General features: G+C 63.1%; 13 protein-coding genes. 10 read left to right on the top strand and 3 right to left on the bottom strand.

Annotated features, from left to right (window positions below; translation table 11 throughout):
- Positions 1-40 precede the first annotated feature (40 nt).
- The 6 genes from rpoD to ribD all read left to right on the top strand — a co-directional run bounded on the left by rpoD (position 41) and on the right by ribD (position 5343).
- Positions 41-2038: an RNA polymerase sigma factor RpoD gene (rpoD, locus tag M3P21_RS14545; protein ID WP_249710903.1), complete on the top strand. Its 1998-nt coding sequence runs from the start codon at positions 41-43 to the stop codon at positions 2036-2038.
- Between the two features lie 155 nt (positions 2039-2193).
- A complete protein-coding gene (locus tag M3P21_RS14540) occupies positions 2194-2601 on the top strand; it encodes a hypothetical protein (protein WP_249710901.1) in 408 nt (135 codons plus the stop codon).
- A gap of 175 nt (positions 2602-2776) precedes the next feature.
- Positions 2777-3211, top strand: coding sequence for a hypothetical protein (locus tag M3P21_RS14535; RefSeq protein ID WP_249710900.1), 435 nt, complete (start codon positions 2777-2779; stop codon positions 3209-3211).
- Between the two features lie 17 nt (positions 3212-3228).
- Positions 3229-3639, top strand: coding sequence for a secondary thiamine-phosphate synthase enzyme YjbQ (locus tag M3P21_RS14530; protein WP_249710898.1), 411 nt, complete (start codon positions 3229-3231; stop codon positions 3637-3639).
- A gap of 136 nt (positions 3640-3775) precedes the next feature.
- Positions 3776-4246 (top strand): transcriptional regulator NrdR, encoded by a 471-nt coding sequence (gene nrdR / locus M3P21_RS14525; protein WP_249710896.1) that lies wholly within the window; start codon positions 3776-3778, stop codon positions 4244-4246.
- A complete protein-coding gene (gene ribD, locus M3P21_RS14520; protein WP_283780993.1) occupies positions 4243-5343 on the top strand; it encodes a bifunctional diaminohydroxyphosphoribosylaminopyrimidine deaminase/5-amino-6-(5-phosphoribosylamino)uracil reductase RibD in 1101 nt (366 codons plus the stop codon). The genes nrdR and ribD overlap by 4 nt, the downstream gene beginning before the upstream one ends.
- A 4-nt stretch (positions 5344-5347) precedes the next feature.
- Here ribD and M3P21_RS14515 read toward each other — a convergent pair whose 3' ends face one another.
- The 3 genes from M3P21_RS14515 to M3P21_RS14505 all read right to left on the bottom strand — a co-directional run bounded on the left by M3P21_RS14515 (position 5348) and on the right by M3P21_RS14505 (position 9899).
- Positions 5348-7348: a capsule polysaccharide biogenesis protein gene (locus M3P21_RS14515; protein WP_249710892.1), complete on the bottom strand. Its 2001-nt coding sequence runs from the start codon at positions 7346-7348 to the stop codon at positions 5348-5350.
- A gap of 4 nt (positions 7349-7352) precedes the next feature.
- Entirely contained in the window at positions 7353-8477 is a 1125-nt protein-coding gene (locus tag M3P21_RS14510) for a polysaccharide biosynthesis/export family protein (protein WP_373320032.1), read from the bottom strand.
- A 105-nt stretch (positions 8478-8582) separates the two neighbouring features.
- A complete protein-coding gene (locus M3P21_RS14505; protein ID WP_249710888.1) occupies positions 8583-9899 on the bottom strand; it encodes a capsule polysaccharide biogenesis protein in 1317 nt (438 codons plus the stop codon).
- Between the two features lie 129 nt (positions 9900-10028).
- Between M3P21_RS14505 and M3P21_RS14500 the strand changes: the two genes are divergently transcribed.
- The 4 genes from M3P21_RS14500 (at position 10029) to M3P21_RS14485 (ending at position 13370) form a co-directional block, all read left to right on the top strand.
- Entirely contained in the window at positions 10029-10616 is a 588-nt protein-coding gene (locus M3P21_RS14500) for a riboflavin synthase (protein ID WP_249710885.1), read from the top strand.
- An 82-nt stretch (positions 10617-10698) separates the two neighbouring features.
- Entirely contained in the window at positions 10699-11481 is a 783-nt protein-coding gene (gene surE, locus M3P21_RS14495) for a 5'/3'-nucleotidase SurE (protein ID WP_249710883.1), read from the top strand.
- The gene (locus M3P21_RS14490; protein ID WP_249710881.1) at positions 11478-12125 is read left to right on the top strand and encodes a protein-L-isoaspartate(D-aspartate) O-methyltransferase; all 648 of its coding nucleotides are present in this window, start codon (positions 11478-11480) and stop codon (positions 12123-12125) included. Before surE ends, M3P21_RS14490 begins: the two co-directional genes overlap by 4 nt.
- Positions 12126-12194: 69 nt before the next feature.
- A complete protein-coding gene (locus M3P21_RS14485) occupies positions 12195-13370 on the top strand; it encodes a peptidoglycan DD-metalloendopeptidase family protein (protein WP_249710879.1) in 1176 nt (391 codons plus the stop codon).
- Positions 13371-13378: the final 8 nt, after the last annotated feature.

The raw sequence follows: 13378 nt of genomic DNA, 5'->3' as shown, positions 1-13378 counted from the left end.
TTCGTTTCAGCCGAATCACCCAGCCCTGCAGGAGCATTGAATGGCCGCCAAAGACACCAACGACGACCGCAAGCCCGACGAACAGGAACCTGAAACATCGCTGGACATGAGCCAGGCCGCGATCAAGAAGATGATCGCCGAGGCCCGCGAAAAGGGATACATCACCTACGATCAGCTCAATCAGGTGCTGCCGCCCGATCAGGTCAGCTCGGAGCAGATCGAGGATGTGATGTCGATGCTCTCGGAAATGGGCATCAATATCATCGAGGATGAAGAGGCCGAAGAGGAAGAGCAGAAAGGCTCGACCGATCTGGTCACCACCGAGGGCGCGCGCGAGGTCACGCTGGCCAGTGCTGCCACCGAAAAGCTGGACCGCACCGACGACCCGGTCCGCATGTATCTGCGCGAGATGGGGTCCGTCGAACTGCTCAGCCGTGAGGGCGAGATCGCCATCGCCAAGCGGATCGAGGCCGGGCGCAACACGATGATCGCAGGGCTGTGCGAAAGCCCGCTGACCTTTCAGGCGATCACCATCTGGCATGACGAACTTCTGTCCGAAGACATTCTGCTGCGCGACGTGATCGACCTTGAAACCACGTTCGGTAACCAGCTGGGTGACGAGGAAGAAACCGTCGAACCCGTTGTCGCGCCTGCTGCGGCGCCTGTGGATGCGGCGAAACCGGCCAATACCGATCAGGGGCCGGAACTGGATGCCGATGGCAACCCGATCGCGCAGGACGACGATGACGACGAGGATGATCAGGCCAACATGTCGCTGGCCGCGATGGAAGCGGCCCTGAAGGATCAGGTCCTGACCACGCTGGAGCGGATCTCATCAGATTATGCCCAGCTCAGCGAGATGCAGGACAACCGGATTTCGGCGACGCTGAACGAGGACGGATCGTTCAGCACCAAGGACGAGGACATCTATCAGGCGCTGCGCTCCGAGATCGTTGAATTGGTGAACGGGCTGCACCTGCATAACAACCGGATCGAGGCGTTGATCGACCAGCTCTATGGCATCAACCGCCGGGTGATGTCGCTGGACAGCGCGATGGTGAAGCTGGCCGATCAGGCCCGCATCAACCGCCGCGAGTTCATCGATGCCTATCGCGGGCGCGAGCTTGATCCGAACTGGCTGACCGAGATGGCCGAAAAACCGGGCCGGGGTTGGCAGATGTTCATCGAACGCTCGACCGACAAGGTCGAGGAACTGCGCGCCGACATGGCGCAGGTGGGCCAGTATGTCGGTCTGGACATCAGCGAATTCCGCCGCATCGTCCAGCAGGTCCAGAAGGGTGAAAAAGAAGCCCGCCAGGCCAAGAAGGAAATGGTTGAGGCCAATCTGCGTCTGGTGATCTCGATCGCCAAGAAATACACCAACCGTGGTCTGCAATTCCTTGATCTGATTCAGGAAGGTAATATCGGCCTGATGAAGGCGGTGGACAAGTTCGAATACCGCCGCGGCTATAAATTCTCGACCTATGCGACCTGGTGGATTCGTCAGGCGATCACCCGCTCCATCGCCGATCAGGCCCGCACCATCCGTATCCCGGTCCACATGATCGAGACGATCAACAAGCTGGTCCGCACCGGTCGCCAGATGCTGCATGAAATCGGGCGCGAGCCGACGCCGGAAGAACTGGCCGAAAAGCTGCAGATGCCGCTTGAGAAGGTCCGCAAGGTGATGAAAATCGCCAAGGAACCGATCAGCCTTGAGACGCCGATCGGCGACGAGGAAGACAGCCAGTTGGGCGATTTCATCGAGGACAAGAATGCCGTGCTGCCGCTGGACAGCGCCATTCAGGAAAACCTCAAGGAAACCACCACCCGCGTGCTGGCCTCGCTCACCCCGCGCGAGGAACGGGTTCTGCGGATGCGGTTCGGGATCGGTATGAACACCGACCACACGCTGGAGGAAGTCGGTCAGCAGTTCAGCGTGACCCGCGAACGTATCCGGCAGATCGAAGCCAAGGCGCTGCGCAAGCTGAAACACCCCAGCCGGTCGCGCAAGCTGCGGTCTTTCCTGGATCAGTAAGCACAGATCACATCGACAAGCCCTTGAACCCGCTGGTTTTCCGGCGGGTTTTTGTGACGCTGGACAAAGTCGCTGACAAGCATGTGACGTGCCGTTTCCGTGCGGCGCGACACACCTATCTATAGGTAAGATCAAATCAGACAGGATGTTTCGCCATGAAAACGCCCCTTCTTACCACGGCTTTTACCCTTTGCGCGCACGCCGCCCTGGCGTTGGGACAATCCCCGGATTTCGTCTTTGACCGTGTGAACATCAATCAGGTCGATTCAGCCGTTTTCGAAGCCATTCCAAGGGGCGCGGCCAGCACGGACCGTATCTGGTGCGCCGCGTCGGAATACGCCGTGCGGCGCCTTGGGGCGGATTGGCGTCAGAAGCTCTATGTTGAACGGGGTTATGCCCGAAGCGTCACCACAGGTCGCCCGACCTCAGTCCAGTTCACGCTTGATCCGAAAGCGACAGGTCTGCAGACCAAAGAGCCGGGATTCGGGTTTCAGCCGGGGGCAAACGTGACGGTCCAACTGGCGAATACGCGGTGCGGACAATTTCCGTTCGGCATGAACTAAGCGGCAATGGGCTTAGGTTTTAGCGTTGCGGTGAGGTCGATAACATTTTCCGAAAGGATGGGAAGAAGGTCAGCCAGTTTGTCACCATGTCATGCAACATTTCAAGATGAGACACTGTGCTCAGGTTGTTTTCCCGGCTATCCTTCAACCAAGGATCGATTGTAAGGAGTTTATTATGAAGAGATGTTTCGCCCTGGCGGCGTTGTTGCTGGCCTCTGCATGTGACATCGAAACCGGGGAAGCGCCGAAATACGCCTTTGTGTCCCCCTATGGCCCACGGGTGAACCCGGTCAACGCCAACGAGTTCGAGGTGATCCTGAGCGCTGGTGGCGCTTTTGACGGCTACTGGTGCGGGGCCTCTGACTATGCGCGGCGCAAGCTGGGCGCGGCCTGGACCGATCGCGTCTATGTGGCAAGCCCGATCAGCCAGAGTGTGACCACTGACCGGCGCTCGGCGGTGCGCTTCACGCTTGATCCCGCGGCGCTGGGGATCACGCCGGTCAACAAGACCTTCAGCGCCGGGCTGCAGGTCGGCGACAACATGTCCGTCACCCAGGCGAACACGCGCTGCAGCTATGCGCGACCGTTCACGGTCGGGGGACGCTTCTGACAGAGGCGCAAGCGCCGGTGATCCGGGACCTACAGATCGAGACGCGGGGCCAGGGCCTTTATGAGGTGACGGGGCAGGTGCGTGCCGCCTTGACCGGTGACGGCGACGGGGTGCTGACCCTGTTCGTGTGCCATACCTCCTGTTCGCTGCTGATCCAGGAGAATGCCGATCCCGAGGTGCAATCTGATCTGAAAGCCTTCTTTCACCGGTTGGTGCCGCCCTCGAACCACCCGTCGATGTCTTACTTGCGCCATACCTATGAGGGGCCCGACGACATGCCCGCCCATATCAAGGCGGCGCTGTTGCCGGTCAGCCTGCAAATCCCGGTCTCGGGCGGTGTGCCGATGCTGGGCACCTGGCAGGGCGTTTATCTGTTCGAACATCGCGACGCGCCGCATAATCGCCGGATCGCGCTTCATTTCGGCTAAAGACACACCATAATCTAGCGGTGCATTTTTCCGGCTACCCAAAATGCAGAGGGTATCCTATAGTTGTGGATAAGTGGGCCGAAGCGCTCACAATTCGAGGCGGAAATACAAGTCAGGACAACGAGGGAGACGGCGAATGCGCTGCCCGTTTTGCGGAAATATCGACACGCAGGTCAAGGATTCACGACCGGCCGAGGACCACGTTTCAATCCGGCGGCGGCGGTTCTGTCCGGCCTGCGGTGGCCGGTTCACCACTTATGAGCGGGTGCAACTGCGCGATCTGGTGGTGATCAAATCCAACGGCAAACGCGAGGATTTCGATCGCGACAAGCTGGAACGCTCGATCCGGATTTCGATGCAGAAACGCCCGATTGAACCCGATCGCATCGACCAGATGATCTCGGGCATCGTGCGGCGGCTGGAAAGCATGGGCGAGACGGATATTCCCTCGAACCGGATCGGCGAGATCGTGATGGAGGCGCTGGCCCGGATCGACACCGTGGCCTATGTGCGGTTTGCCAGCGTTTACAAGAACTTCCAGGCGGCGGATGATTTCGAGGACTTCGTTCACGAACTGCGCCCGCCAACCGCACCCGGCGAAGAATGACGTCAGCAGACGAAAGATACATGGCGTTGGCCCTGACCCTGGGCCGGCGCGGTCAGGGCATGACCTGGCCTAACCCCTCGGTCGGATGTGTGATCGTGCGCGAGGGGCGCGTCGTCGGGCGCGGCTGGACCCAGCCGGGCGGGCGGCCCCATGCCGAAACCGAGGCGCTGGCGCAGGCAGGCGCGGCGGCACGCGGTGCCACCGCTTATGTCTCGCTGGAACCCTGTGCCCATCAGGGCAAGACGCCGCCCTGCGCGCAGGCGCTGATCGATTCCGGTGTCGCGCGGGTTGTGGCCGCTGTCGAGGACAGCGACGCGCGTGTGGCGGGACAGGGATTTGCGATGCTGCGCGCGGCGGGTGTGACGGTGGAGACCGGCGTACTGGACCAGCAGGCGATGCGTGATCATGCAGGGTTTTTCCTGCGGACCGAGCAGGGGCGACCCTTGGTGACGCTGAAACTGGCCAGCAGTTTTGATGGCCGGATCGCCACAGCCACCGGGCAGAGCAAATGGATCACCGGTCCGCAGGCGCGCCGCGCGGTGCATGCGATGCGCGCGCGCCATGACGCGGTGATGGTCGGGGCCGGAACCGCGCGGGCGGATGACCCGTCGCTGACGGTGCGGGATCTGGGCGTCGCGCAGCAGCCGGTGCGGATCGTCGTCTCGCGCCATCTGGATCTTCCTTTGATGAGCCAACTGGCGCGCAGCGCCGCCGAACATCCGGTCTGGCTCTGCCATGGGCCGGGCGCCGATTCCGAGCGTATGCAGGCCTGGGAGGGGCTGGGTGCAAAGCTGATCCCTTGCGCGGTGGACGGCTCGCAACTGGATGCCGGTGATCTGCTGCAGCAACTTGGGGGCGCCGGGCTGACGCGGGTGTTCTGCGAGGGCGGCTCGGCGCTTGCGGCGTCGCTTCTGGCCGAGGATCTGGTCGACGAGTTTGTGGGCTTTGGCGCCGGTCTTGCCATCGGGGCCGAGGGGCTACCGGCAATCGGTGCGATGGGTCTGGACCGGTTGGAGGATGCGCCGCTGTTCACCCTGTCGGAAACCCGTCAGATCGGCGCGGATATCCTGCACCGATGGACCCGCGCGCTAAAGTGACCCGTCAGCGCCAATAAGGCGCATAGGTCGCAAAAATCCCCTGCAGCTTTGACAGCAATCTGTTGGCCAGACCCGGATGGGGAATGTCTCCGCTGGCCAGCCGGTCGACGGCGACTTCGACCGGGCAGGGCAGGCCGGTCACAGGATCACGGTAGCGCGGGTAGTCGATCAGCACCGCATGAACCAGCCCCATCAGATCGGGCCGCGCTCCGCGCCGCGCCGGAACCGGACCCAGATCATCGGTGAGGCCCCAGCCCGCATAAAACGGCGCGCCCAGCGTGGTCACTTTGACACCTCGCAACAGCGCCTCGAACCCCAGGAGCGAGGTCATGGTCCAGACCTCGTCCACCTGCGCCAGCAGCGCTGCCGGATCGCTATGCTCGGTCACCAGATCGGCCAGCCCGGTGGCGTCTACTCTGCCCACGCGCAACCCTGCCTCGACATCGGGGTGCGGCTTGTAGATCAGGATCGCATCGGGATGCGCGGCGCGCACGGATTGCAGCAGGCCCAGATTGGTCCGCACCGCCTCGGTTCCCTGCAGGATCGAGGCGTCGTCTTCGACCTGTCCCGGCACCAGAATGCGATGCCCCGCGGGCAATTCCGGCCTGCCCCCCGCCAGATTGTATTTGGTCACGCCATCCGCCGTCAGCCGCGCCACCAGACGCTCAGCGCGCCTGCGCTCGCTGTCGGTCAGGCTTTCGCGCCGCGCGATCAAATCTTCCAGATCCGAGGGGCGTTTGGGATCGTAGTAGATGCCGCTCGCATCGGTCACCAGCGACAGGGGCGGCACCAGTTCAGCCCCCAACCCCCGAGAGCGCAAAAATCCGTCCTCGACCCGTGTGATGTCAGTCTCATTGCCCGCTTTCGACGCCCAGATCATGCGCGGGCGTGGGTCGCCCGGCGGGCGGGTTTCGGCGAAACTGACCTTGCCATGGCCGCCAAACGCCCGCCGGAGCGCGGGACGTTTCCATAGCCGCATACCCGAGGCGATCCAGCCGCGATGGTCCTGCCGCCAGGCCCGCGCCTGCGCCTCCATCCCGTCCAGCGCGGTTTCCAATTCGCAAAGCTGGTCGCGAAAGGGATCGTACCAGACCGGGTAAAGGATCATCGCCGCCGCAAACAGTTGCGCCCGCGTCAGTCTGCGTTCGCGCCGGGGGACCGGGTTTTCGTCCTGCGTCAGCCCCCAGCCCGCATAGAAAGGCGCGCCGAAGATGCGGGGTTTGTGCCCGGCCAGAATTGCCTCGAACCCCAATTGCGAGGACAGGGTATAGACACCGACCGCACCCTCCAGCAACGACCACGGGCTGACGGGTTGATCCAGCAGCGAGATACGGTGATTGGCATCCGCCTGCGTGTAATAGCCGCCGCGATGACCCGCTGCGGTTTCGGGATGGGTCTTGATGATGACGCGCGCGCCGGGATGTTCCTCCTGCGCAAAGACCAGCATTTCGCGGAACAACGCATCCGTACCGCCGCTGGCCCGGACCGAGGCATCGTCGCGGGTCTGGTCGACCACCAGAACATAGCCAGGGTCGGGCGGCGGCAGGGTTGGATCGGTGGCGCAGTATTTGCTCAGATGCTGGTGCCGCATGCGGGCCATTGCGTCCCGCGCGCGGTTGAGCAGCGCCGTGTCATCCAGCGGGTGCGTGGTCAGCAGGACTTCCAGGTCGGACCGGGTCGCGGCATCGAAATGCACGCCCGAGCGGTCCAGGTTGAGGCCGATCGGCGGCTCGCCATGCCGACCGGGATGCAGCGAGCGTAGGAAGCTGTCTTCGACCCGCAGTAGGGGGGCACCTCGGCGCGCGGCAATGGATGTGCCGCGATGGGCGGTTGGGCTGTCACCCCAAATCCCGACCAGATCACCTGCGCCGGGCAGGCCAAGCCGGATGTCATAACCCGCCAGCGTGAGGATCCGGCGGATGCGGGGCTGGGTCAGGAAGCCGCCATTATACACAAACAGCCGGTGGCGTTCGCCCCCGGCTGCCGTTTCGCGTTCGCGGTGCACCGGGTCAGCTGCCGGCCAGCGTCTTGACGTTTGCAAAGGGTGTCAGGCCACCGGAAATGAGCGAGATCGCCTTGGTCCATTGCGCATATGGCGCTTCGGTCACATAGAGCGTATCCTCGTCCCGGATCACGAAATCGCGGGCCAGGAACAGCCCGTTGGGTTCGGTCAGGTTCAGCACATAGACCATCCGCTGCGCGCCCTGAAGATCGTTGCGGCCCAGAACCTGCCCGGCAATTTCGGCCGGTTCGTTGCGCAGGACAAACACGCCGGTCGGGTCCGACGCGGATGAGACAAGCCCGCCGATCTGCGCGATCGCTTCAAGCGCTGACAGGTCCTGTGTCTCGAACGGGACACGCGCCTGGCTCTGGGTCGCCCCCAGCGCAGTGAAGGTGCGGTCGTCTTCTTCAACCAGGATACGGTCACCGCCGCGCAACGCCACATCCAATTCGGGATGCTGGAACAGGTCCTGATACCAGATCTTGCCCTTGTGCCGTCCGCGGATGACGGTCACCTGGGCTATCTCGGGCTCGATGATTATCCCGCCCGCTTGCGCAAGCATGGCGGACAGGGTGCGCGTCGGACGCTCGATGGGAAAGACACCTTGCGCCCCGACCGATCCTGTCACCGATACGGTTGCGCCATCGCCTGCCAGGCGTCGCACCTCGACCTGCGGGTCCGGGGTCTGCTCTTCGAGCTTTGCAGTGATTTCCTGACGCAACTGGTTGGGCGTGCTGCCCGAGGCGCGCACCCGCCCGGCATAGGGCACGAAGATAAATCCGTCGCTGTCAACCTGCACCTCTTCCAGAGGGGTCGAGTTGCTGGCCTCGCCCGAAAGCAGCCCGTCATCGACGTTTTCCCATATCGTCAGACCCAGAACGTCGCCTGGGCGAATCGTATCGGACGTGAGACGCGAGGCTGATTTGAAGCCATCGGAAAACCCAAGCGCGGGCACAACGGCGGTCGCTCGCGTAACGCGGTCATTGACCGCCACGACGAAGGCATCGCCGTCATTTTGCACTGAACCCGCAAAAATCTGGCTTTTGCTGGGCCCGGAACGGGGCAGCGCGCAGGATGCCACCAAGCCCAAAACAGCCAGCAACGCGATGGGCTTGGCCCAGCGATTGGAAATGGAATTCACTGTCGGTCTCCTCGACCCTTTTTTTATGCCTGCCTCGGATCTCGAGGCAAGCTACAGAAATCGAGGGCAAATATCCAGAGGTTGTGGGTGCGACAGTCAGTTCACCAGACGTAACTGTTGCCGAGGAGCCGCGTTCCCGGATTTCAGCATTTCATAGGGATCGCCGGGGGCCAGCATCATGTCGACCACTTGCCGCAGCAATTGCTGCCGTCCCTTGCGGGCGTAATATCCACCAGGCACCTGGCTGGTTTCCAGCAGGTACCGGCGATAGCACCGATAGGCTTCCTTGTCGGGGCGGGTTGGTGCGTCGAAGAAGGCAGGCAGGGTCTGGTCCGAGACAAATTCGGGCTTTGCATAGACCGCCGTGCCGAAGATTTTCAAAGGAAGGCCGCGCCACAGAACCTGCTGGCCCGACGTGGAATTCACCGTCACCGCGCTGCGGGCATCGTCCAGCAGTTGCGCCAGCTTGCCGCCGCGCACGTAATGCACGCGGTCGCCAATACCATGCTGCTTAGCCAGCCTTCTGACCTCGTGGCGCAGCGGGACGCGGTCGTTTTCAAGCGGGTGCGCCTTGATGACAAGATGGTGGTGAGAGGGCGCGCCCTCGGCAAAACCGCTGAATAGCGTGTCGAGAAATTCCGCCATCCGCGCAAAGGGCGAATGGGCCTGAAACGAGCTGTCCTGTTCCAGCTGCAGCAGGGCAAGGTGGTATGGGAATCCGCCGCTACGCACGCGCCGCGTCGCGATGCGGCGCTCGATCGCATGGGTTGGCATCAACAGCAGCCGTTTCAGGTAGAGCCTGAATTCGACCGTCACCGGAAACTCGCGATGCGGTTGGAAGTTGCGATAGCGCCGGTTCCGGAACATCACGAACCAGTGATAGAGCGCGCCGTAGAAAATGTGCTCGCGCATGTCGCCCCAATGGGCCGGTGGCGGCGGAGAATCATGGTCTGCGTGGTCCAGATCGTCCTGCATCTGCGCCACGCTCATCCCCATCAGCCGTGAGTTGCCGTTCGAGCCGCCGCGTTCATAGGTCACCCAATAGGGGCGCAGATAACCTTCTTCGAAGACATGCACCGTGACACCGCGCGCGCGGGCGATACGGATCGCCCCGGCATGAATCGGGCGGGCATCGCCATAAAGCACGATATCCGTCACGTCATGTTGGTCCAGCAGGGCGCTTAGCGTGTCGGGCCAGTCCGCGATCGTGCCGCGATAGGGGATGTAGCGTTTTGAGTGGCGCCAGAAGGCCCGGTCGCCCGCGTTAAATCCGACGCGCCAGGTCTCGGCGCCGGTGGTGCGCAACATGCGGGCAAGGCCGTGAAAGAACGGACCATGCGGACCCTGCAGAAACAGGAACACGCGCTGCGACTGCGGCGTCTTGGTGTCCCGTAGGTCTGCCCGGTTGCTCATCTGCGCGATACTGCTCTGTCTTTTGGTCGAAACTATGACCATAACCGCGCCCTTGGGCAAGCGGGGGCTTGCCCGCTGCGTGGTGCGCCGTTAGGTCAGCAGATAGACAAACACGCAGAGGTTTCGAAAATGTTCACGGGTATCGTCACGGATGTGGGCACGGTCATCGAACTGGATCAGCAGGGCGACCTGCGCGCGCGCATCCGGACAGGCTATGACACGGCTGGCATTGATATCGGGGCCTCGATCGCCAGCGACGGCGTCTGTCTGACGGTAATCGCGCTGGGCGACGACTGGTATGACGTGCAGATCAGTGCCGAGACCGTGTCGAAAACCAACCTTGGTGCCTGGCAGGTCGGCAAGTGTGTCAATCTGGAACGCGCGCTCAAGGTGGGCGACGAGTTGGGTGGGCATATCGTATCCGGTCATGTGGATGGTGTGGCCGAGGTGATCGCGGTTGAGGATGAAGGCGACAGCACCCGCGTCACCTTCCGCGCGCCTGGCGGTCTGGCGCGGTTCATCGCGCCCAAGGGCTCGGTCGCGCTGAACGGCACCTCGCTGACGGTGAATGATGTGCAGGGCCGCGAGTTCGGCATCAACTTCATCCCGCACACCAAAGAGGTGACCAACTGGGGCAAGGTTGGCGTTGGTGATCACATCAACCTTGAGATCGATACGCTGGCACGCTACGTCGCGCGGCTGAACGAGGTCGGCTGAACCGCACCGGCAGCTTGCCGCGCATACGGGCAACGTCTATCAAGGCTCAACAAGGGCAGAGCTCAGGCAGGGCAGGGACAACATGCGCATTCTTCTGACCAATGATGACGGCATCAATGCGCCGGGTCTCGCCGTATTGGAAGAGATCGCCGCCGAGATCGCTGGCCCCGATGGCGAGGTCTGGGTCGTGGCGCCCGCTTTCGAGCAATCCGGCGTGGGGCATTGCATCAGTTACACCCGCCCGATGATGGTCATCAAGCTGGCAGAGCGCCGCTACGCCGCCGAGGGCAGCCCGGCGGATTGCGTCATGGTCGGCGTGCATGACGTGATGAAAGAGATGCAGCCCGATCTGGTGCTCTCGGGTGTGAACCGGGGCAATAACGCGGGTGAGAATACGCTGTATTCCGGCACGATCGGGGCCGCGATGGAGGCGGCGCTGCAAGGGCTGCCCGCCATTGCGCTGTCGCAGTTTTATGGCCCGGACAATCGTGATCTCAACGACCCGTTCGAGGTGTCGCGTGTGCATGGCGCGCGGGTGGTCAGGTCCATTCTCGACAACAACCCGCCGGATGGCGGCGATTACCGCCTGTTCTACAACGTCAATTTCCCGCCGGTGCCGGCGGACGCATTGGCGGGCATTCGTGTGGTCGCGCAGGGCTATCGCGGAAATTCGCGGTTTTCGGTCCTGCCGCAAAATGCGCCCTCGGGGCGCCGGTTCCTGTGGATACAGGGCGGCGATCAGCGGCAGCGGAGCGCGCCGGGCACCGATGTGGCTGTCAACCTTGACGGTTATATCTCGGTCACGCCGATGCGCGCCGATCTGACCGCCCATGACCAGCTAGACGCGCTGAAAGCGATCGAATGAGCGGACCTGACGCCGAAACCAAGATGCAGTTCCTCTATCACCTGCGCGCGCGCGGGGTGACGGATTCCAAGGTGCTGGCCGCGATGGAAGAGATCGATCGCGGACCCTTCGTGCGCGGGCTGTTCACCGGGCGCGCCTATGAGGACATGCCGCTGCCGATTGCCTGCGGGCAGACGATCAGCCAGCCCTCGGTGGTGGGGATCATGACCCAGGCGCTGGAGCTGACACCGCGCGACAAGGTGCTCGAGGTCGGGACCGGCTCGGGCTATCAGGCGGCGGTGCTGGCGCGGCTGACACGGCGGGTCTATACGATCGACCGCCATGCGCGGCTGGTGCGCGAGGCGATGCAGCTGTTTCAGGACCTCAACCTGGTCAATATCACCGCCATTGTCGGCGACGGATCGCATGGTTTACCCGAACAGGCCCCCTTTGACCGCATCATTGTGACCGCAGCCGCCGAAGATCCTCCCGGCCCGCTCTTGGCGCAACTCAAGATCGGGGGTATCATGGTGGTGCCGGTCGGTCAGTCCGATACGGTTCAGACGTTGATCCGGGTGCGCCGGACGGATGCGGGCTACGATTACGATGAACTGCGCCCGGTGCGCTTCGTGCCCTTGCTGGAAGGGCTGGGAAAAGACGGCTGAACAGGGTAGGGCAGACCCGGCACATCAAGCCTCCGGTCAACAGGGGGCGCGGATTTTGAGGATTGAGATATGGCAGTACCCTTTGACGGTTCCCGTATGCGCTGGCCACTGGCCATCGCGGCCACGGGGCTCCTCGCGGCCTGCGAAGGTCCGCTGGATTATGATCTGCGCGGCCAGGTCGGCGCGTTCAACACCACCGAAGCGGCCCAGAACGTCAATACACAGGCCCGTCCGAGCCCCGACAGCCGGGGCGTGATCTCGTACCCGAATTATCAGGTCGCGGTGGCGCGGCGCGGTGACACGGTCACCTCGCTGTCGAACCGGATCGGGGTGCCCCCCGGTGAGGTGGCGCGGTTCAACGGGCTCAACGCCAGTGACAAACTGCGTGATGGCGAGGTCGTGTCATTGCCGCGCCGTGTGGCCGAGCCAGCGCCGGGCAGCGGCAATGTGGATATCGCCACGATCGCCGGGTCGGCCATTGATCAGGCGCCGGATACCACGCCGGTGCAGACCACAACACTGGCCCCGGCCAAACCTGCCGCACCCGCCGCTCCGGCTGGCCCGGAACCGATCCGCCACAAGGTCAAGCGCGGCGAGACCGCCTATACCGTCTCGCGGCTTTATCAGGTGCCGGTCAAGTCACTGGCCGAATGGAACGGGCTTGGCCCCGATTTTGCAATCCGCGAGGGGCAGTACCTGTTGATCCCGGTCAAGGATCAGCCCGCGCCGATCTCGGTCGCCGTCGCCACGACCACCACAGCGGTCAGCGGGCCAGGGCAGGGCAGCCCGACCCCGACGCCGCCCAGCTCGACCGCGGCGCTGCCGGATGAAAAGATCTCGGCCAAACCGCCGGAAGCGCCGGATGTGTCGCTGCCCGAGAAAGCCACCAACAGTTCCGCCCGGCTGGGCTATCCGGTGACCGGCAAGGTCATCCGAACCTATGCCAAGGGCAAGAACGAGGGTATCGACATCGCGGCTGCCCCCGGAACGGCTGTTCTGGCCGCCGAGGCGGGCACCGTTGCCGCGATCACCGCCGATGCGGACGAGGTTCCGATCATCGTTGTGCGCCACAAGAACAACCTGCTGACGGTCTATGCCAATGTCTCTGGTATCGAGGTCAAGAAGGGCAGCCGGGTCAAACGCGGCCAGAAGATCGCGCAGTTGCGCAGCGGCAACGACGCTTATGTGCATTTCGAGGTGCGTCAGGGCTTCGAAAGCGTCGACCCCGAACCTTACCTGAAGTAATTCCGGCG

Origin of the sequence: Ruegeria spongiae, assembly GCF_023502395.1 — a bacterium.
GTDB lineage: Bacteria > Pseudomonadota > Alphaproteobacteria > Rhodobacterales > Rhodobacteraceae > Ruegeria_C > Ruegeria_C spongiae.
The sequence above is the reverse complement of the archived record's forward strand: the minus strand, read 5'-3'. Positions and strand labels throughout refer to the sequence as shown.

Bases quoted from the DNA above. Each gene is read 5' to 3' on its own strand.
- M3P21_RS14505 (WP_249710888.1), bottom strand. From the start codon at position 9,899: ATGAGCAACCGGGCAGACCTACGGGACACCAAGACGCCGCAGTCGCAG.
- M3P21_RS14485 (WP_249710879.1), top strand. From the start codon at position 12,195: ATGGCAGTACCCTTTGACGGTTCCCGTATGCGCTGGCCACTGGCCATC.
- nrdR (WP_249710896.1), top strand. From the start codon at position 3,776: ATGCGCTGCCCGTTTTGCGGAAATATCGACACGCAGGTCAAGGATTCA.
- ribD (WP_283780993.1), top strand. From the start codon at position 4,243: ATGACGTCAGCAGACGAAAGATACATGGCGTTGGCCCTGACCCTGGGC.
- M3P21_RS14500 (WP_249710885.1), top strand. From the start codon at position 10,029: ATGTTCACGGGTATCGTCACGGATGTGGGCACGGTCATCGAACTGGAT.
- M3P21_RS14540 (WP_249710901.1), top strand. From the start codon at position 2,194: ATGAAAACGCCCCTTCTTACCACGGCTTTTACCCTTTGCGCGCACGCC.
- surE (WP_249710883.1), top strand. From the start codon at position 10,699: ATGCGCATTCTTCTGACCAATGATGACGGCATCAATGCGCCGGGTCTC.
- rpoD (WP_249710903.1), top strand. From the start codon at position 41: ATGGCCGCCAAAGACACCAACGACGACCGCAAGCCCGACGAACAGGAA.
- M3P21_RS14535 (WP_249710900.1), top strand. From the start codon at position 2,777: ATGAAGAGATGTTTCGCCCTGGCGGCGTTGTTGCTGGCCTCTGCATGT.
- M3P21_RS14490 (WP_249710881.1), top strand. From the start codon at position 11,478: ATGAGCGGACCTGACGCCGAAACCAAGATGCAGTTCCTCTATCACCTG.